This is a genomic window from Phenylobacterium sp., from assembly GCF_044358365.1.
GTDB lineage: Bacteria > Pseudomonadota > Alphaproteobacteria > Caulobacterales > Caulobacteraceae > Phenylobacterium.
Genome location: NZ_JBIKNZ010000070.1, coordinates 1 through 17854 on the forward strand (window position 1 = coordinate 1; position 17854 = coordinate 17854).

At 67.0% G+C, this 17854-nt stretch carries 13 protein-coding genes, 1 pseudogene and 1 riboswitch; of the genes and pseudogenes, 8 read left to right on the top strand and 6 right to left on the bottom strand.

Annotated elements, in window-relative coordinates:
- Window positions 1-219, top strand: a 219-nt coding sequence (locus ACIQ3B_RS15195; protein ID WP_397404020.1) for an endonuclease domain-containing protein, incomplete at its 5' end; no start/stop codon positions are given.
- Window positions 220-311: 92 nt separating this feature from the next.
- Here ACIQ3B_RS15195 and ACIQ3B_RS15200 read toward each other — a convergent pair.
- A complete protein-coding gene (locus ACIQ3B_RS15200) occupies window positions 312-539 on the bottom strand; it encodes a hypothetical protein (RefSeq protein ID WP_397404022.1) in 228 nt (75 codons plus the stop codon).
- A 141-nt stretch (window positions 540-680) separates the two neighbouring features.
- Between ACIQ3B_RS15200 and rpe the strand changes: the two genes are divergently transcribed.
- The 3 genes from rpe (at window position 681) to purH (ending at window position 4813) form a co-directional block, all read left to right on the top strand.
- Window positions 681-1343, top strand: a complete 663-nt coding sequence (gene rpe / locus ACIQ3B_RS15205) for a ribulose-phosphate 3-epimerase (RefSeq protein WP_397404024.1) — start codon at window positions 681-683, stop codon at window positions 1341-1343.
- A gap of 10 nt (window positions 1344-1353) precedes the next feature.
- Window positions 1354-3108 carry a heparinase II/III family protein gene (locus ACIQ3B_RS15210; RefSeq protein WP_397404026.1) on the top strand — a complete coding sequence of 585 codons (1755 nt, stop codon included), beginning with the start codon at window positions 1354-1356 and terminating at the stop codon, window positions 3106-3108.
- Between the two features lie 6 nt (window positions 3109-3114).
- A riboswitch (ZMP/ZTP riboswitch) is annotated at window positions 3115-3197 on the top strand.
- Window positions 3198-3220: 23 nt separating this feature from the next.
- Window positions 3221-4813, top strand: a complete 1593-nt coding sequence (gene purH, locus ACIQ3B_RS15215; protein WP_397404028.1) for a bifunctional phosphoribosylaminoimidazolecarboxamide formyltransferase/IMP cyclohydrolase — start codon at window positions 3221-3223, stop codon at window positions 4811-4813.
- A gap of 30 nt (window positions 4814-4843) precedes the next feature.
- Here purH and ACIQ3B_RS15220 read toward each other — a convergent pair whose 3' ends face one another.
- Window positions 4844-9682 carry an NAD-glutamate dehydrogenase gene (locus ACIQ3B_RS15220; protein WP_397404029.1) on the bottom strand — a complete coding sequence of 1613 codons (4839 nt, stop codon included), beginning with the start codon at window positions 9680-9682 and terminating at the stop codon, window positions 4844-4846.
- 191 nt (window positions 9683-9873) lie between these two features.
- The gene (locus ACIQ3B_RS15225) at window positions 9874-10983 is read right to left on the bottom strand and encodes an AI-2E family transporter (protein WP_397404030.1); all 1110 of its coding nucleotides are present in this window, start codon (window positions 10981-10983) and stop codon (window positions 9874-9876) included.
- Window positions 10984-11182: 199 nt separating this feature from the next.
- Here ACIQ3B_RS15225 and ACIQ3B_RS15230 point away from each other — a divergent pair, with 199 nt between their 5' ends.
- Window positions 11183-12676 carry a helicase HerA-like domain-containing protein gene (locus ACIQ3B_RS15230; protein WP_397404031.1) on the top strand — a complete coding sequence of 498 codons (1494 nt, stop codon included), beginning with the start codon at window positions 11183-11185 and terminating at the stop codon, window positions 12674-12676.
- A 105-nt stretch (window positions 12677-12781) separates the two neighbouring features.
- On the opposite strand, the gene ACIQ3B_RS15235 is transcribed toward ACIQ3B_RS15230, so the two are convergent.
- On the bottom strand, window positions 12782-13561 hold the full coding sequence (locus ACIQ3B_RS15235; RefSeq protein WP_397404033.1) for an SDR family NAD(P)-dependent oxidoreductase: 780 nt from the start codon (window positions 13559-13561) through the stop codon (window positions 12782-12784).
- Between the two features lie 51 nt (window positions 13562-13612).
- On the opposite strand from ACIQ3B_RS15235, the gene ACIQ3B_RS15240 reads away from it, so the two are divergent.
- Together ACIQ3B_RS15240 and ACIQ3B_RS15245 are read left to right on the top strand one after the other, a co-directional pair.
- A complete protein-coding gene (locus ACIQ3B_RS15240) occupies window positions 13613-14026 on the top strand; it encodes a YkvA family protein (protein WP_397404034.1) in 414 nt (137 codons plus the stop codon).
- Window positions 14027-14171: 145 nt separating this feature from the next.
- Window positions 14172-14462, top strand: coding sequence for an endonuclease domain-containing protein (locus ACIQ3B_RS15245; RefSeq protein WP_397404039.1), 291 nt, complete (start codon window positions 14172-14174; stop codon window positions 14460-14462).
- Window positions 14463-14581: 119 nt separating this feature from the next.
- On the opposite strand, the gene ACIQ3B_RS15250 is transcribed toward ACIQ3B_RS15245, so the two are convergent.
- Window positions 14582-15508, bottom strand: a complete 927-nt coding sequence (locus tag ACIQ3B_RS15250) for a DMT family transporter (protein WP_397404035.1) — start codon at window positions 15506-15508, stop codon at window positions 14582-14584.
- Between the two features lie 136 nt (window positions 15509-15644).
- Between ACIQ3B_RS15250 and ACIQ3B_RS15255 the strand changes: the two genes are divergently transcribed.
- On the top strand, window positions 15645-17324 hold the full coding sequence (locus ACIQ3B_RS15255) for a lysine--tRNA ligase (protein WP_397404037.1): 1680 nt from the start codon (window positions 15645-15647) through the stop codon (window positions 17322-17324).
- A 425-nt stretch (window positions 17325-17749) separates the two neighbouring features.
- On the opposite strand, the pseudogene ACIQ3B_RS15260 reads toward ACIQ3B_RS15255, so the two are convergent.
- A pseudogene (locus tag ACIQ3B_RS15260) lies at window positions 17750-17854 on the bottom strand (IS5/IS1182 family transposase); the annotation flags it as partial.

Consider the following 17854-nt stretch of genomic DNA (forward strand, 5'->3'; position numbering starts at 1 on the left):
CATCCTATCGGTCCCTATGTGCTCGACTTCTATTGCGACGCCGCCAAATTCTGCGTCGAAGTTGATGGGCAGACGCACTGGCTTGGCGATGCTGAGGCGCGCGACGCGGAACGCGACGCCTGGCTGGCGTTGCGTGGAATCCGGACGCTGCGCATCTCGGCGAGCCTGTTGTTTGAGGATATGGACGCCGCGCTTCGGATGATCGAGGCGCACACATAGGCGCTCCGTGCGACGGCGGCCCCCTCCACCCCGCTCCGCGCGGTCCCCCTCCCCCGACGGGGGAGGAGAACGGCGGTCGCCGCGTCAGGCCATCAGTTGAAGGCCTTGTTCATCTCGAGAGCATTCAATCGGTCAAGCATCGACAATGTCGTAAGCAGCATGAAGAGACCTGAGGCCAACATGCCGAGGCCTGGAAATAACGAACTGATCGTCCAGAACCACGGGTTTATACGACGCGTCGTTGCCATGATGAATACAATAGTTGCGTAAATCGATTGAATGACCATGAGCGGAAGAAATTGAATGAGCATTGATTGCATGGCTTTCTCCAACAGGGCTAGGCAAACATAACGTCCTGATACAAGTTGGCCCAGACTTGATCCACAAGACCGCAAGAGCTACCGGTCCTTGGTCCGGAGAGCTACATTGGCAGGCCGGCCCGCATCAGGTTATGCCGGGGCATGGCCGCGCCCAAGACCCTCATCGCCCCCTCGATCCTCGCCGCCGATTTCGCGCGGCTCGGCGAGGAAGTCCGCGCCATCGAGGCTGCCGGGGCGGACTGGGTGCATGTGGATGTGATGGACGGGCACTTTGTGCCCAACATTACGATCGGGCCGGACGTCGTGAAGGCGCTCAGACCTCACGCGAAGATCCCGTTTGACGTTCACCTCATGATTTCGCCGGCTGACCCCTATCTCGAGGCGTTCCGCGCGGCCGGCGCTGACTACATCAGCGTCCACCCCGAGGCGGGCCCACACCTGAACCGTACGCTGAAGCGCATACGCGAGCTCGGCGCAAAGGCCGGCGTGGTGTTCAACCCCTCCACGGATCCCGCGGTGATCCAGTGGATGATGGACGAGGTGGACCTTATCCTGGTGATGTCCATCAACCCCGGCTTTGGCGGCCAGACGTTCATGCGCTCCCAGCTGGCGAAGATCACCGCGCTCAGGGCCATGATTGACGCCACGGGTCGCGATATCCCGCTGGAAGTGGACGGCGGGGTCACGCCGGAGACGGCAAGGCTCTGTGTGGCGGCGGGCGCCACGGCCCTGGTCGCGGGAACCGCCGTATTCCGCGGCGGGGCGGCGCAGTATGCCGGCAACATCGCCGCGCTTCGCGGCTGACAGGCGCGCGGTGCCCGGTTCATCTCGTCTTGGCCGTCCTCCAGGGTCAGACCTGGCGCTGGCCCTCGCCGTGGCCACAGGCCGGGCGATCACCGAGGAGTGGCGCGGGTCCGATCTGCATCGCTGGCTCTCCAACCGGCCAGCGCCCGACGGTTTCGCTTTGCAGCCGCGTAACTACAGACCGGCCTGTAGCGAAGCCGGTCGCGGGGTACTGGCCGGCGTCTTTGCACTGGGCGGCGCTACCCTGGCTGTGGGCGTCGGCGGCGACCCCTGGGATCGCCCCAGCCCCGATCGACCCTTTGCCGAGGCCCTGCACCGCTTCGACTGGCTGCCCGACCTCATCGCGGTTGGTCCCGAGGGCGCAGCGGAGGCGCTGAGGCTGGTGCTGGAGTGGCGCCGACTGTTCGGCCGCTGGAACAGCTTTGCCTGGGATCCCAAGGTGATGGCCCGGCGTGTCTACAACCTGGCCTGCGCCGGCCCCAGCCTGACCGCGCGCGCCTCCGACGCCGAAACCGCCCAGATCGCCGCCGACCTGGCGCGACAGGCCCGCGACCTTCTGCGCCGACGCTTCGGGCCCGGTGCTGCAGAGAGCGCCGCGGCCGTCGCTGTGGCCGGTGTCGCCCTGAAGGGCCCGGCCGGGACGAAGCTGCTGGATCGGGCGCTCGAGCGGCTGGCCCGGACGCTCCCCCGCGCTATTCGGCCAGATGGCGCGCACGTGTCGCGAAAGGCGTCGACGACGCTCGAGCTGTTGTTCGATCTCCAGACCCTGGATGAGGCGATGGCCCAGCGGGGCCTGGCCGCACCCGAGGCTGTGCAGCGGGCGATCGATGGCCTGTCGGCTGCGGTCCGATTCTTCACGCTTGCCGATGGCGGATTGGCGACGGGCCAGGGCGGCGGCCTGCGCAGCGCGGCCTATGTGGCGGCGGCCCGCGCCCTGGATACCGTCGGTGACCGGCCGTTGGAGAGCGCCCTGGGTGGCTATCAACGGATGCAGTCGCGACGCCTGCAGGTGATCGCCGATGCCAGCCCCCCTGCGTCCGGACCATGGAGCCCCGATGCGACGGCCACGCCGCTGGCCATCCAGGTGCTGGTCGGCGGACATCGGCTGATCGAATTCCATTCGGGGCGGACACTGGAGACAGCGTCCTCCGTCCAGGTGGCCGACGGCCGGCTTGGCGATGAGATCACCGGCTTCCCGGCCCGCGTCCTGGGACCAAGGCTTGCGAACGCTGACACCCAGGTAGAGGTCCAGCGCCAAGAGTCCCCCGGCGCGGTCTGGCTGGATATGGCGCACCACGGCTGGAGCCGCGCCCATCGGCTGATACATCAGCGGCGCCTTTATCTGGACCTGGAGGCGGACGACCTCCGGGGCGAGGACCGGCTCACGCCGACGGCCCGCGCGCAGGGGCCGGATGGCCGGCACTTCGTATCCTATGCCCTGCGGTTTCAGCTTCACCCCGGCGTCAGGGCGCTGGTCGCCCAGGATCGCCGCAGCGTCCTGCTGCGCATACCCGGCGAGGCTGAGGGCTGGGTTCTTCGCAACGACGTTCTCGACATGGACCTGGAGCCTGCGCCCAGGTCGGATCGCCCTGGACAGCAACTGGTTCTGCGAGGACAGCGTCGCGCTGATTCCGGCGCGCGGGTGCGGTGGCGGTTGTCTCCGGCGCGGCCGGCGGGGGCCACGGCCTCACCCGCGTCCACGCGGATCGCAGATTTGATCGACGGGGCGCCGCCCCGCGTTGACGTGACGTCGTCCGGGGCCTAATCCCGCTCTGTCTCGCGTGACTGGCGATAGAGGTGGGTGACCACCGGGGAGCGCGATGACGACACCTGCCGCTCGCCTGGGCTCCCTTCACACCTGAAGCCCGGAGTCCGCGATGCCTGCCGCCCCTGATTTCCCGCCCGCCCCCGATCAGGTGATTGTCCGTCGCGCGCTTTTGTCAGTGTCCGACAAGACCGGGCTGGTCGAGGCGGCGCGCACCCTGGCGGCGCTGGGGGTCGAACTGGTCTCCACCGGCGGCACCCGAAAGGCCATCGCCGACGCCGGTCTGCCGGTGAAAGATATCGCCGATCTCACCGGGTTTCCCGAGATGATGGACGGCCGGGTCAAGACCCTGCACCCCTTGGTTCACGGCGGCTTGCTGGGCGTGCGCGACGCGCCGGAACACAAGGCGGCGATGGAACTCCACGGCATTGGCGCCATCGACCTCGTCTACGTGAACCTCTACCCGTTCGAACAGACGGTCGCGGCAGGTGCTGATTTCGATACCTGCGTCGAGAACATCGACATCGGCGGCCCGGCGATGATCCGTTCTGCCGCCAAGAACCACGGCTATGTGGCGGTCTGCACCGATCCTGCGGATATGGCTGAGGTGCTGGCCGAACTGGCGGATGGCGGCGCCACATCCCTTGTCCTGCGACGTCGTCTCGCCGCGCGCGCCTATGGCCGCACAGCCACCTATGACGCCTCGATCGCCTCCTGGTTCGCCCATGAACTGGGTGAGTTTGCGCCCGCGCGCTTCTCGATCGGCGGCCAGCTGGCCCAGACCATGCGCTATGGTGAGAACCCGCATCAGGCCGCGGCCTTCTACCGCTTTCCCAACCCGCCGGTAGGCGTCGCGACGGCTACCCAGCTGCAGGGCAAGGAGCTCAGCTACAACAACATCAACGACACCGACGCGGCTTTCGAGCTGATCGCCGAGTTCGATCCCGCAGTCGGCCCGGCGTGCGCGATCATCAAACATGCGAACCCCTGCGGGCTGGCCACTGGCGCCACCATGCTCGAGGCCTACCAGCGCGCCCTGGCCTGCGATCCTACCAGCGCGTTCGGCGGCATCGTCGCGCTCAATGGACGGCTGGACGCGGCCACAGCGGCCCAGCTTCTGGAGGTCTTCACCGAAGTGGTGATCGCGCCGGCGGCTGACGATGACGCCGTCGCCCTGTTCCGCAAGAAGAAGAATGTGCGCCTGCTGGTGACCGGCGGCCTGCCTGACCCCTCCGTGCCGGGGCGGACCTTCAAGTCCGTGTCAGGCGGTTTCCTCACCCAGACCCGCGACACTGCGCACCTTACCCCGGCGGACCTCAAGGTGGTCACCCGGCGTGCGCCTACCGAAGAGGAGGTGGCCGACATGCTGTTCGCCTTCACGGTGGCCAAGCACGTCAAGTCCAACGCCATCGTCTATGCGCGGGCGGGCCAGACGCTCGGCATCGGGGCCGGCCAGATGAACCGCAAGGACTCAGCACGCATCGCCGCGCTTCGGGCCGCCGACTTCGGGCTGGACCTGAAGGGGTCGGCCTGCGCCTCGGAAGCCTTCTTCCCCTTCCCCGACGGTCTGATCCAGGCGGCGGATGCGGGCTGCACCGCCATCATCCAGCCCGGGGGCTCTATCGGTGATCAGGCCGTCATCGACGCCGCCGACGAACGCGGCCTGGCCATGGTGTTCACCGGCGTGCGCGTGTTCCGGCACTGACCACTCGCCCGCCCTTCCTGCCCGACGGCTCTACCGCCGCCGCTTTCGGCCGATAGCTGCTTCCGCCGCCAGTTCCCGCAGCGCGGCGTTGGCGATGGTGAACTTGGCGAAGGACCAGGCTCCGCCCGCTTCGATCTCGCCGACCGTCCGACTCGCCGCCAGGGTCAGGTCCGGGTGCAGCGACGACCAGGCGACTACCGCGCGCCGCGCCTCGGCGACACTATCGCCGGCCTGCGCGTTGCCTGCGAAGGTCATGATGGCGCGCGTCAATTGCGCCTGTTCCGCCAGGAGATCCTCGATCAGACGCCGCAGCGCGGTACGTTCAAAGATGTCGCCGGCCCGGAACTCGCCCGCCGCTGTCCTCAGCCGGTCAAAGGCAAAGGCGGCGTCAGTGGCGTAGTAGAGTCGCGCCACATTCGGCAGAGGCCAGCTGGAAGCCTCGGCCAGATCCACCAGATCGGCGGCGTTGGTCAGCGGTCCCAGTACCGAGACCTCCTGCGCCAGACGGGCCGGGGCGCCCAGATCGGTGATCTCCCCGATCCGCAGCTCCACGGAGCCGCGCTCGGCGGGGGACAGGATATCCGGCATCAGGCCGTTCAGGCTGCGGAACCCCGGCGCATAACGGGCGGCCAGTTCCGCGATCCCCAGGTTTTCACGACCGGCCCGACGGGCCAGCCAGAAGGTGGCGCCCCGAAGCGCCGCGCTCAACCGGCGGAACAGCGCCATCTGTCCGGCCGCGGGAACCTTGAGATCGAGCGCCGCCACCGCCGCCCACAGGCGTTCGAAGTCCAGCGCCTGCTTGGCGACCTCATAGCCATTGATCAGGGCGGTCACATCGCAGTTGGCCGAGGTCATGGTCCGTGTCGGGAAACTGGGCCCGCAGCGGTTGACGATGTCGTTGGCGATCACCGTGGCGATGATATCCGGACGCAGCCGGTGGCTGTGTATGGCCTCCCGGTACTTTCGCAGCGGCTTTGGAAAATAGGCCTCCAGTCGCCCCTCGAAGAACGGATCTTCGGTGGCCCGGGTCGTGGCGATCTCGCGTTTGAGCTCCAGCTTGCCATAGGCCAGCAACACGGCCAGTTCCGGCCGCGACAGCCCCCTGCCGGCCTTCCGCCGCTCGGCGATGGCCGCAGCATCGGGAAGCCCCTCCACAGCGCGGTCCAGCCGGCCACCCTGCTCCAGCTCGACCATGAACCGGGCGTGGGGTTCCAGCTCACGAACAGTGTCCATCTCCAGCAGCGAGAGCGCCAGGGTCTGGTCGTAGTTGTGGGCCAGCACGAGGTTGGCGACGTCCCCGGTCATGGTCGGCAGAAGCCTGTTGCGCTGCGCCCGCGTCAGCTTGCCCTGACGTTCCAGAATGCCGGTGGCGATCTTGATGTTCACCTCGTGATCGGACGAATCCACCCCGGCGGAGTTGTCGATGGCGTCGGTCTCGACCCGGCCGCCGGCTTCGGCGAACTCGATCCGGCCGGCTTGGGTCAGACCCAGGTTCGCGCCTTCGCCGATCACCTTCACGCGCAGATCAGCGCCGTTGACCCGGACGGCGTCATTGGCCTTGTCGCCGGCATCGACATGGCCCTCCTGTCGGGCCTTCACATAGGTGCCGATGCCGCCGAGGTAGAGCAGGTCGGCGGGCGCTTTCAGGATCAGGTTGATTACCTCGGCGGGCGACAGGCTCTCGGCCTGGGTTCCGAGAATGGTCCGAACCTCTGGTGTAAGCGGAATGGTCTTCAGTGACCGGGCAAAGACCCCGCCGCCTTTCGACATCGCCTTGCGGCTATAGTCGTCCCAGGACGAGCGGGGCAGGGCGAACATCCGTTCGCGTTCCAGGTAGCTCTTTACGGGGTCAGGGTCGGGATCGAGGAAGATATGGCGGTGGTCAAAGGCGGCCAGCAGCCGGATCTGGCGCGACAGCAACATGCCGTTGCCGAACACGTCGCCCGACATGTCGCCGCAGCCGACGACGGTGAAGGGCTCGGACTGGATATCCTTGCCCATCTCGCGGAAGTGGCGCTTGACCGCTTCCCAGGCGCCGCGAGCCGTGATGCCCATGACCTTGTGGTCATAGCCCACCGAGCCGCCGGAGGCGAAGGCGTCGCCCAGCCAGAAACCGTAGGATTCGGCCACGCCGTTGGCGATGTCCGAGAAGGTCGCCGTGCCCTTGTCGGCGGCGACCACCAGATAGGGATCATCCCCGTCATGTACGATGATCCCGTCCGGATGGTTGACCTTGCCCAGGGCGGTCAGGTTGTCGGTCAGGTCCAGCAGGCCGGACAGGAAGGTCTTGTAGGCGCTGACCGCCTCAGCCCGGATGGCGTCTGGCGGGCCCTTCGGCAGCTGTTTGGGGTAGAAGCCGCCCTTCGATCCCACCGGCACGATCACCGCGTTCTTGACCTGCTGGGCCTTGACCAGACCCAGAACCTCGGTGCGGAAGTCGTCGCGCCGGTCCGACCAGCGCAGGCCTCCCCTGGCCACCGGGCCAAAGCGCAGGTGCACGCCCTCCACTGCGGTCGACCAGACGAAGATTTCGCGGAACGGCCGGGGCGCGGGCAGATCGGCCAGGGTGTCGCTGGCGACCTTGAACGAGATGTAAGGCTTGGCGTCGCCGCCGGGCGCCTGCTGATAGAAGTTTGTCCGCTGGATGGCCTCCACCAGCAGGGCGAGGCGGCGCAGCACCCGGTCGTCGTCCAGGCTTTCGACCGACTGAAGCGCTTCCACGATCTCGGCCATGACCGCGACCGCGCGGGCCTTGCGCGCCGCGAGATCAGCCACGATCGCAGGATCAAACTTGATCCGGAACAGGTCGAGAATCAGCCGTGTGACGCCGGGGTGGCTCGCAAGGGCCTGTTCCTGCACCCGCTGCGATGGATCAAGTCCGGACTGCTGACGATAGCGGGCCAGGGCGCGGATCAGCGCGGCGTCGCGCCAGGGCAGCGCCAGCTCCATCACCAGTCGGTTGAACCCGTCGTTCTCCGTCTGGCCGGTCCAGACCGCAGCCACGGCGTCCTCAAAGGCGGTCTTTATTTCGGCGAAGACCAGATCGCCGCCGCGCGGGTCTTCGATCTCGAAATCATGCACCCAGACGGGTGTGGCGTTCTGGGGTGAAACCCTGAACCCTGCCTCGGCGATCGCCTTCAGGCCCATGCTTTCCAGGATCGGCAATACGTCCGCCAGGTGCGCGGGCTCACCCCGCCGATATAGCTTCAACCGGAACTGCAGTGGGCCATCAGCGCCCGTCCGGTAGGCCCGCGCGCAGATGGCGCGGTCCGCCGGGAAGGTATCGATGACGGCCACATCCTCCAGCGCCTGCGCCGCATCGAAACGGTCCCGGTAGCCGGCGGGGAAGGCCTCGTGAAAACGCCGTACAGTGGCTGAAACCTGATCCGGGCCAAGACCGCCCGCGCGCACAACGGCGGCAAACCTGTCGTCCCACGTTCTTGCAGCCTCGGCGATCTCGGCTTCAACGCGGCGCAGATCGGGCTCAAGATGCTGGCCCGGCGTGAAGCCGATGATGTAGTGAACCCGCGCCAGCGGGCTGTCGCTGAAGCTCGGATAGTAGGCCGACAACCGTCCGCCATAGGCCTTCGTCAGAATGTCGCCCGCCCGCCGCCGCAGATCGGAATCGTAGCGGTCCCGGGGTACGAACAGCAGGACAGAGGCGAACCGGTCGAAGGGGTCGGCGCGCACGAACAGCTTTATCCGCGGGCGATCCGACAGGTGCAGGATGCCGACGGCCTGGGCCAGCATCTCATCCTCGCTGATCTGGAACAGTTCGTCGCGGGGGTGGTTCTCGACGATGTTGCGCAGGCGCTTTTCGTTATAGCTGCCGGGTGCTGCGCCGATCCGCGCCACCACCCGGGCAACCTTTTCCCGGATCAGCGGCACGGCGTTGGCGGGCTGGTCGTAGGCTTCGGCTGTGAACAGCCCGACGAAGCGGACCTCGCCGCTTGGCAGGCCGTCGGCGCCGTAGCGTTTGACTCCCACGTAGTCCATATAGCCGCGCCGGTGGACCCGGCTCTTGACGTTGGACTTGGCGATGGTCAGCGCCGGATCGCGGACAATGCGGTCCTCAACCTGCCGCATCAGCACGGCAGGCTCATTGGCGCGCCGCAGCACGGTGCGCTCGGGGTCGCGCAGCACGCCCAGGCCGTCGCGCGGCTGATAGAGGGGCTCCTCCGGCGCATATGCGCCGTTCTTCAGGCGTGGATACTCATAGACGCGCGCTCCCAGAAACACGAAGTGCTCGGCGTGCAGCCAATTCAGGAAGTCGATCTCCTGAGGCTGGGCCTTGCCGGAGCGCGCCAACTCCTCGACAGCCTGATCCATCAACGCCAGCATGGCGGGGAAGTCATCGACTGCCGCGCGCACATCTTCCAGCGTGGCCTTGACCCCGTCGACAAGAGCTCGCTCCCGGTCTTCGCCAACCGGTTCCAGGAGTACCTGGATCATGGATTCCCGGCGCAGAATGCCGTCAGCGGTCCGCTGTCCGCGCCGGTCGCGACCCACCTCGACGACCGGATGAAACATAGCCCGCACCGACAGGCCCTGATCGGAGAGCTCACCCATCACGCTGTCGACCAGAAAGGGCGCATCGTCCTGGACGATTTCCAGGCGGTCCAGCCCGGCGTCCAGCGCCGGGGTCAGGCGGATATTCGGGGTCCGTCCCTTGCGGTCCTGGGCGCGGCGCCAGAAATCGCCGAGGTTGCGGGCAAGGCCTGCCGTCGAAAGTTCGGGGGTGTCGTCCGGCTGGGCGTCGGCGGCGGCCTGTCTTGCAAAGGCCTTTGCGGCGTTCGGCGAAGGATCTTCAGACAGTTCGGCGGCCAGCGCCCGGCTCAGGCCTATTCCGCTGCGGGATGACGTGCTCATGACGGGATTCCGGAAACGAGAACGCCGCCGGAGGAGAGTTTCCGGCGGCGCGGGGTTCGGCCGTGGGGGGTCGGCGAACCGCTGTGGGCTCGTTCCGCCCTGGGGGGAGGGGGACGGTGATGCCCGTCGGGCGATTGATCCGTCCGATAACAGTCAAATAGGAATGACGCGGTCACAGTTTAAGCCCCCGATCACAGGTTCTTGTTGGACGGTCGGGATGCTGGCGTCGATGCGGTCGCCTCGGCGCCCCTGGTTCTCGCGGGGCCCGGCTGTCCGTCCGCCGACAGCAGCACGGCGACCCATCTGGCTCCTTTGAACTGGGCCAGCACAACCATCATGACCGTCGTCAGGGGTGTCGACAGGAACGCGCCGGGCAGGCCCCACACCGCGCTCCAGAACGCCAGGGCCAGCAGCAGGACCAATGGGTCCATATTCAGGCTGCGACCCTGCATTCGGGGCTGGATCACATTACCCACGAACATCCCGATGACCTGCAGCACCCCGAACAGCACCAGCGCTTGCCAGAGCGTATCAAACTGCACCATGGCGAAGATCGGCGGCAGGGCGACCGCAACGATCCCGCCCACCACCGGAATATAGGACGCGATGAAGATCAGGATGGCCCAGAACAGGGCGTTGTCCAGACCGACCAGCGCCATGGCGATCCACGAGGTCACGGCGATCATCAGGCCGGTGACTGTCTGGACCCACAGGTACTGCTCAACGCCATCGCGGATGCGCAGGAAGGCGGCCGTGGCCTCATGGCGCTCCTCACGCGTCCCGAACAGGGCGACAGCCTTGCGTTCCCACCCCCTCCGGGAGGCGAGAATGAAGCCGAGGTAGACCAGAACGAAGGCGGCTGTTGACGCAAAGCTCTGCAGACCGCCAGCCACCTGACCCAGGTGGCTGGCGGGGTCCAGGCGCTGGACAAGCTGTGTCATCGTTGGTGGAATATCCACGCCGACCAGGCCCGCGACCCGGGCGATCAGTCCGTTGAGCTTCGGCGCATAAGTGATCAACTGGCCCCCGAAACTGGTGGCGTTGTCGACGATGAAGAAGGCCGCGCCCACGAAGATCGCGACCGACAGAAGGATCGCCAGGGGCATCGCGGCGCGCACCGAAACCCCGGGAAGTCGCGCCTGCAGCGCGCGGGCAAAACCGTCGATCATCAGGGCCACAAAAACCGCCAGCGCGAGCGGCGTCAGGATATCGGCCAGCACATAGAGAACACCGCCACCGGCGATGGTGGCGAGGATCACCAGGGCGTTGCGTGACGTCTGTTCGGCGGTGATGGCGGGCATATCGGCTTTCGAGACGCGCGGGGGGCTCTGGGGGATAAGTTCCGGTTGGGTCTACCCTTGTTTCGGCGCCTTGGGGAGAGGATTTGCCCGATGTCCCTGGCCGAGGGGCGCGCGGACCTGACGTCTTGCGAGGGGTGGCGGCCTGGCCCGCGCCCGGTTAGTTTCCCGTAACTAAAGCTGGCTCTCCGAGGATCAATCCATGGCCGACAACGGTGTCCTGATCGGCTTTTCCGACCACCCGGAGATGCTGCTGCTCAACCGCTCGAACCGGCACGGCCTCGTGGCCGGGGCGACGGGCACCGGCAAGACCGTCACGCTCCAGATTCTGGCTCAGGGTTTCTCGGACGCCGGCGTTCCGGTCTTCGCCGCAGACGTAAAGGGCGACCTTTCCGGGATCAGCGCCATCGGGACGCCCAACGAAAAGATGCTGGCCCGCGCCGCCGCCATGAACCTCGAGATCAAGCCTGCCGCCGCGCCCACGGTGTTCTGGGACCTGTTCGGTGAGGCTGGCCATCCCATCCGCGCCACCGTCTCGGAAATGGGGCCGCTGCTGATCTCCCGGATGCTTGAACTCAATGATGTCCAGGAGGGCGTGCTCTCGGTGGTTTTCCGCGCCGCCGATGAGGCGGGCCTCCTGCTGCTGGATCTGAAGGACCTGCAGGCCGCGCTGGCCCACGCCGCCGAGAACGCAAAGGACCTGTCGACCCGCTACGGCAACATCTCGCCCGCCACCATCGCCACGATCCAGCGCGGCCTGCTGGTGCTGGAGGACCAGGGCGGCACGAACCTGTTCGGCGAGCCGGCGTTGCAGCTTTCCGACATCATGCGGACCGATGCCGCAGGCAAGGGCTACATCAACCTGCTGGCGGCCAACAAGCTGATCGCCAATCCGCGCCTCTACGCCACCTTCCTGCTGTGGCTGATGAGCGAGCTCTTCGAGGAGCTGCCCGAAATCGGCGATCCGGAGAAGCCGCGTCTCGTGTTCTTCTTCGATGAAGCCCACCTGCTGTTCCGCGACGCACCCAGGCCCCTGCTGGAAAAGGTGGAACAGGTGGTGCGCCTGATCCGCTCCAAGGGCGTCGGCGTCTATTTCATCACCCAGAACCCGGCGGACATCCCCGACACTGTCCTTGGTCAGCTTGGCAACCGCATCCAGCACGCCCTGCGCGCCTACACCCCTGCCGACCAGCGCGGCCTGCGCGCCGCCTCCGACAGCTTCCGGCCCAACCCCGCCTTTGACACCGCCCAGGCGATCCAGGCGCTCGGCGTCGGTGAGGCGCTCGTTTCAGTGCTGGACGAAAAGGGCGCGCCCACCGTGGTCCAGAAGACCATGATCCGCCCACCCAACTCGCGGATGGGTCCTGCGCTGCCGGCGGAACGCGCTGCCATCATGGGCCAGAGCCCGGTGCGCGGCCTCTATGATACGGCGCTGGATCGTGAATCAGCGTTCGAGGCGCTTCAGAAAGCGCGCGCCTCAGCCACCGCCGCCGAGGCCAGGGCCGCAGCACCGGAAGTGGAAGACGAGCCCGAGCGCCGGGCGCCGGTCGCGCGGGCCTCCAACCGCCAGGGCATGGGGGAGACCTTCGCCAAGTCCATGCTGCGCACCATCGGCAGCCAGGTAGGCCGCGAACTGATCCGCGGCGTACTGGGCGGCCTGCTGGGCTCCAGCCGACCGGTGCGCCGGCGGCGGTAGGAACAGAAAACCGCAGAAGGCGCAGAAGGTCGCAGAAACATTCTGCGTTTTCTGCGCCTTCTGCGGTCGGAAGCTGATAGCTCCGCTTTCGCGGCGGCGTGTTTTCTAGCGCGGCGCCATCCGGATCGCGCCGTCCAGGCGGACGTCTTCGCCGTTGAAGTAGCCGTTGGTGATCATGGTCAGCGCCAGCTGGGCGTATTCCGGCGCCCGGCCGAGGCGCTTGGGGAAGGGCACCGAGGCTGACAGCGCGTCCTTCACCTGCGGCGGGGCGCCGGCCATCAGGGGGGTCTCGAAGATGCCGGGCAGGATGCAGTTCACCCGGATACCGTCGCCGGCCAGGTCGCGGGCGATCGGCAGGGTCATGCCGACGACGCCGCCCTTGGAGGCGGAATAGGCCGCCTGGCCGATCTGGCCGTCTTCCGCCGCCACCGAGGCGGTGTTGACGATGGCGCCGCGCTCACCGTTGATCGGTTCCAGGTCCAGCATGCCCTTCGCCGACTTGGCGATGCAGCGGAAGGTGCCGACCAGGTTGATCTGGATGATCCAGTTGAACGCGTCGAGCGGGAAGTGCTTGGTCTCGCCGGTCTGCTTGTCGCGGCTGGCGGTCTTGAACGCGTTGCCGGTGCCGGCGCAGTTCACCAGGATCCGCTCCTGGCCGTTCGCGGCGCGGGCCTTGGCGAAGGCGGCGTCCACGTCTTCCTCGGAGGTGACATTGCATTTGCAGAAGACGCCGCCCACATCCTTGGCGACGGCCTCACCCTTGGTTTCATTCATGTCGAAGATCGCGACCTTCACGCCCTGGGCCGCCAGGGCGCGGACCGTGGCTTCGCCGAGGCCCGAGGCGCCGCCGGTGACAACCGCTGCAACGGATGAATTGAGTTCCATGGAAATTCCGATCTCGTCTGGTGGCTTGAAATTTGGCGCAGGCTTACTCCGATGAGCGGCCGCAAAAAAGCGTCACCCGACGTCACCTTCGATCCCCGGTCGGTGATCTCACCCGACAAGGCTCTGGTCCCCTCGGTGATCGCGGTGAACGAGGAGCGTGTGGCCTCCGGCTTCTGGCCCAAGATCCGCAAGGTCGCGGCCAGAATCCCCTTCGCCCGCGATGCGCTTTCGGTCTGGCACTGCGCCCGCGACGAGGAAACACCACTGGCCGCCAAGGGCATGATGCTGGCGGCGCTGGCCTATTTCGTGATGCCTGTGGATGTAGTTCCGGATTTCATCGCGGGCCTGGGATTCACTGACGACGCGGCCGTGTTCGCAGCCCTGGTTGCGGTGCTCGGGCGAAACCTCAAGCCGAAGCATCGTCAGGCGGCCCAGCAGGATCTGGATCGATTACAGGGCGACTAGGCGCTCCCTTCTCCTCCCCCGTCGGGGGAGGGGGACCACGCGAAGCGGGGTGGAGGGGGCTTGCCGGGAGCAGCGTGCCTGACACTCTGACCCTATGTACGCCCCGAGGACGACAATCCGTCGCGCGCGGTCGCTTCGCCGCCGGATGACGCCGCCGGAGGCCCGCCTGTGGGTCGCGCTGCGTGGGAAAACCCAGGGAATGCGGTTTCGCCGCCAACATCCTATCGGTCCCTATGTGCTCGACTTCTATTGCGACGCCGCCAAATTCTGCGTCGAAGTTGATGGGCAGACGCACTGGCTTGGCGATGCTGAGGCGCGCGACGCGGAGCGCGACGCCTGGCTGGCGTTACGCGGCGTTCGGACCCTGCGCATCTCGGCGAGCCTGATTTTCGAGGATCTGGACGCCGCGCTGCGAATGATCGAGGCGCACACATAGGCGCTCCTTGCGACGGCGGCCCCCTCCACCCCGCTCCGCGCGGTCCCCCTCCCCCGACGGGGGAGGAGAAGGGAGCGCCACCGGCCAGAGTTTTCGCCGACGCCCCTGGCCGACGACCCCTACCGATCCACCTCGGCCACTGCGCTAAGCCTCGCCGACCTCGCCAGTTGCTGCTCCCGGATCGTGATGAACAGCGTCGACGCCACGATGATCACGGCGCCGATCAGGGTCCAGATGGTCGGGATCTCGCTGAAGAGGAGGTATCCCGCCGCCGCGCTGAAGATCAGGCGGGTGTAGTCGATGGGGGCCATGGCGGCGGCGTCTCCCAACTGCATGCCTTTGATATAGCAGGCCTGGGTGATCGTCCCCATCACCCCCATCAGGCACAGCAGGCCCAGATCCATCGGCTCGGGCCAGCGCCAGGTCAGGAAGGCGCCGGGGATGGCCAGCACCAGACCCAGGGTCGCGCCCCAGACCAGCAGGACGGTCGGCGAGTGGTCCCGCGTCATCACCTTCATGCCGGTGATCGTCAGGGCGAACAGGAATGACGCCGCCAGCATCGCCAGCGCCGGCAGGCCCAGCGCGAATTCGCCGCCGGCGCCCGGCCGGATCATCACCAGCACGCCCAGGAAGCCGACCACCGCCGCGCCGATCCGCAGGGCGCCCACCTGCTCGCGCACCACAAACGCCGCCAGCGGCACCAGCCAGAGGTTGCGGGTGAACGACAGCGCATTGGCGTCGGCCAGCGGCATCTCCTGAAAGGCGTAGAAGGACAGCATCATCCCGATGGTCCCGGCCCCGGATCGAAACAGCAAAAGCCCGGGCCGCGTGGTGGCGAAAGCCGCACCGCGATGGTGCAGGATGATGGGCAGCAACACGGCAAATCCAGCCGCCTGACGGTAGAAGGTCTGAAGCGCCGGCGGGTAGTCGTCGCCCAGATATTTGATCAGCACCGTCATGCCCGCAAAGCCCACGGCGGAGCCCAGCATCCACAGTGCGCCGCGCGCATTGGGGGTCAGGCCGCGCGGGGTGGTGGCCTCGCTCATGATCGGGTCCGGGAGAGGATGGGTCTGTTCCCTATCGTGCGGGCGCCGTGCCGCAAAGGTCTCGCCGGCCAGAATTGCGTGCGTCCGCCGCCGAAACGGCTTTCCCTTTGCCCCTTCTGGCTCTACGCCGCGCGGCATGTTGCAAGGTCTGTCCTCCACTGCCCGTGACGCCCGAAGCTGGCCGTTCGAACAGGCGCGACTGCTGCTCGACCGCATCGCGCGTCTGCGCCTGTCGGATCCAGAGCGTGATCTGGCTTCCGCGCTCTTCATGCAGGGCAAGTTCCACGAGGCCGTCGCCACCCTGCCGGCCCTGGCCAAACCCGTGATCTTCCAGTGCGGCTACGGCGCCTCGGGCCTGCCGCACCTGGGCACCTTCGGCGAGGCCACCCGCCCCACCATCGTGCGCAACGCCTTCCGCGCACTGACCGAGGATGCGATCCCCACGCAGCTGATCGTGTTCTCCGACGACATGGATGGCCTGCGCAAGATCCCGGACAACGTGCCCAACCGCGCGATGCTGGAAGAGGACCGCGACAAGCCGGTCACCTCCGTCCGCGACCCCTTCGGGGAATACGAGAGCTTCGGGGCCCACAACAACGCCCGCCTGCGCGCGTTCCTCGACGGCTTCGGCTTCGACTATACCTTTATGAGCTCGACGGAGACCTACAGGTCAGGTAGCTTCGACGCGGTGCTGCTGCGCATCCTGGCGCGCTTTGATGCGGTGCAGGCGATCATGCTGCCCACCCTGGGCGAAGAGCGCCGGGCCACCTATTCGCCGTTCCTGCCGATCAGCCCGAAGACCGGCCGCGTCCTGCAGGCGCCCACCCTGGAACGCAATGTCGAGGCTGGAACCATCGTCTTCGCCGACGAGGATGGAACCCTGACCGAGGTCCCGGTCACCGGCGGCCACGTCAAGCTGCAATGGCGCCCCGACTGGGCCGCGCGCTGGACGGCTCTGGAGGTCGATTTCGAAGCCTCGGGCAAGGATCTGGTCGACAGCGTCCGCGTCTCGAACCGCATCGTGAAGGCCCTGGGCGGCGAGCCGCCGGAAGCCTTCCACTTCGAACTCTTCATGGACGAGCAGAACCAGAAGATCTCCAAGTCCAAGGGCAACGGCCTGACCATGGAGGAGTGGCTGCGCTACGGCACGCCCGAGAGCCTCACCTACTACATGTTCCAGTCGCCCAAGTCGGCCAAGCGGCTCTACTTCGACGTGATCCCCAAGGCGACGGACGAGTATCTGCAACAGCTGGATGCGCTGAACCGCAAGAAGGCCGAGGGCGACAACGCCGTACAGGTCGACAACCCGGCCTGGCACGTTCACCGCGGCGCCCCGCCGGAGCGCGGCTCACCGGTCAGCTTCTCCCTGCTGCTGAACCTGGTGTCGGCCGCCGACGCCTCGACCAAGGACCTGCTCTGGGCCTTCATCGCCCGCTACCTGCCCGGCGCGACCCCGGCGTCCGAGCCGCTGCTGGACCAGATGGCAGGCTACGCGATCCACTACTACGAGGATTTCGTGAAGCCCGCGAAGCGCTTCCGGGCGCCCACCGACGTCGAACGCGCCGCCATGCGGGCCCTTGTCGCCAAGCTGAAGGCCCTGCCGCCCGGCGCCGACGCCGAGGCGATCCAGAACGAGGTCTTCGCGGTCGGCAAGGACGCCGGCTTCGAGCCGCTCCGGTTGTGGTTCACCGCCCTCTACGAAGTTCTCCTGGGCCAGAGCCAGGGCCCCCGCTTCGGCTCCTTCGCCGCCATCTTCGGCGTCGACCGCACCATCGCCCTGATCGAGCGGGCGCTGGCGGGCGAGCTGGTCTCGTAACGCGCCGTAGCACTCACACGTCGTCGTTTAGGGCTACGTTTTCCTTCGCCCCTTGTGGGAGAAGGTGGGCCGCGCAAGCGGGCAGTTACTCCGACGCCGCCCCCTCAACGCGACACCCTACCTCCCCCGCGAAGCGGCGGGAGGGGGACCGCCGGCCGAGGCCGGAGGCCGTAGAGCCGGGGGTGGAGGGGGCGGGCCACAGGCTCGGCTGCTCTGGAACAGGTTGCCGCAATGGGTATGGCGTCCCTGTAATTCCGGTAATTCCCATCGGGGGTCACCGTAACCAGGAATCGATGGCAAAGCTTTCGGTAGAGATACGGTGATGGTGCGGACGGCGAACCCTGAGAAGCCTAGCGGCGAGAAACGAACCGCGGCAAGACTCTCGAGCGCTGGGCCTTCAGCCAACTAGGCTCAGGACTCATTGATCATAGCCAGAAGATGACGGTGGCAGCGAGAGCGATGGCGGACATGAAGGTGTGTGCGCATCGGTCGTATCGGGTGTGGATGCGCCGCCAGTCCTTGAGGCGTCC

Bases quoted from the DNA above. Each gene is read 5' to 3' on its own strand.
- ACIQ3B_RS15200 (WP_397404022.1), bottom strand. From the start codon at position 539: ATGCAATCAATGCTCATTCAATTTCTTCCGCTCATGGTCATTCAATCG.
- rpe (WP_397404024.1), top strand. From the start codon at position 681: ATGGCCGCGCCCAAGACCCTCATCGCCCCCTCGATCCTCGCCGCCGAT.
- purH (WP_397404028.1), top strand. From the start codon at position 3,221: ATGCCTGCCGCCCCTGATTTCCCGCCCGCCCCCGATCAGGTGATTGTC.
- ACIQ3B_RS15220 (WP_397404029.1), bottom strand. From the start codon at position 9,682: ATGAGCACGTCATCCCGCAGCGGAATAGGCCTGAGCCGGGCGCTGGCC.
- ACIQ3B_RS15225 (WP_397404030.1), bottom strand. From the start codon at position 10,983: ATGCCCGCCATCACCGCCGAACAGACGTCACGCAACGCCCTGGTGATC.
- ACIQ3B_RS15230 (WP_397404031.1), top strand. From the start codon at position 11,183: ATGGCCGACAACGGTGTCCTGATCGGCTTTTCCGACCACCCGGAGATG.
- ACIQ3B_RS15235 (WP_397404033.1), bottom strand. From the start codon at position 13,561: ATGGAACTCAATTCATCCGTTGCAGCGGTTGTCACCGGCGGCGCCTCG.
- ACIQ3B_RS15240 (WP_397404034.1), top strand. From the start codon at position 13,613: ATGAGCGGCCGCAAAAAAGCGTCACCCGACGTCACCTTCGATCCCCGG.
- ACIQ3B_RS15245 (WP_397404039.1), top strand. From the start codon at position 14,172: ATGACGCCGCCGGAGGCCCGCCTGTGGGTCGCGCTGCGTGGGAAAACC.
- ACIQ3B_RS15250 (WP_397404035.1), bottom strand. From the start codon at position 15,508: ATGAGCGAGGCCACCACCCCGCGCGGCCTGACCCCCAATGCGCGCGGC.
- ACIQ3B_RS15255 (WP_397404037.1), top strand. From the start codon at position 15,645: ATGTTGCAAGGTCTGTCCTCCACTGCCCGTGACGCCCGAAGCTGGCCG.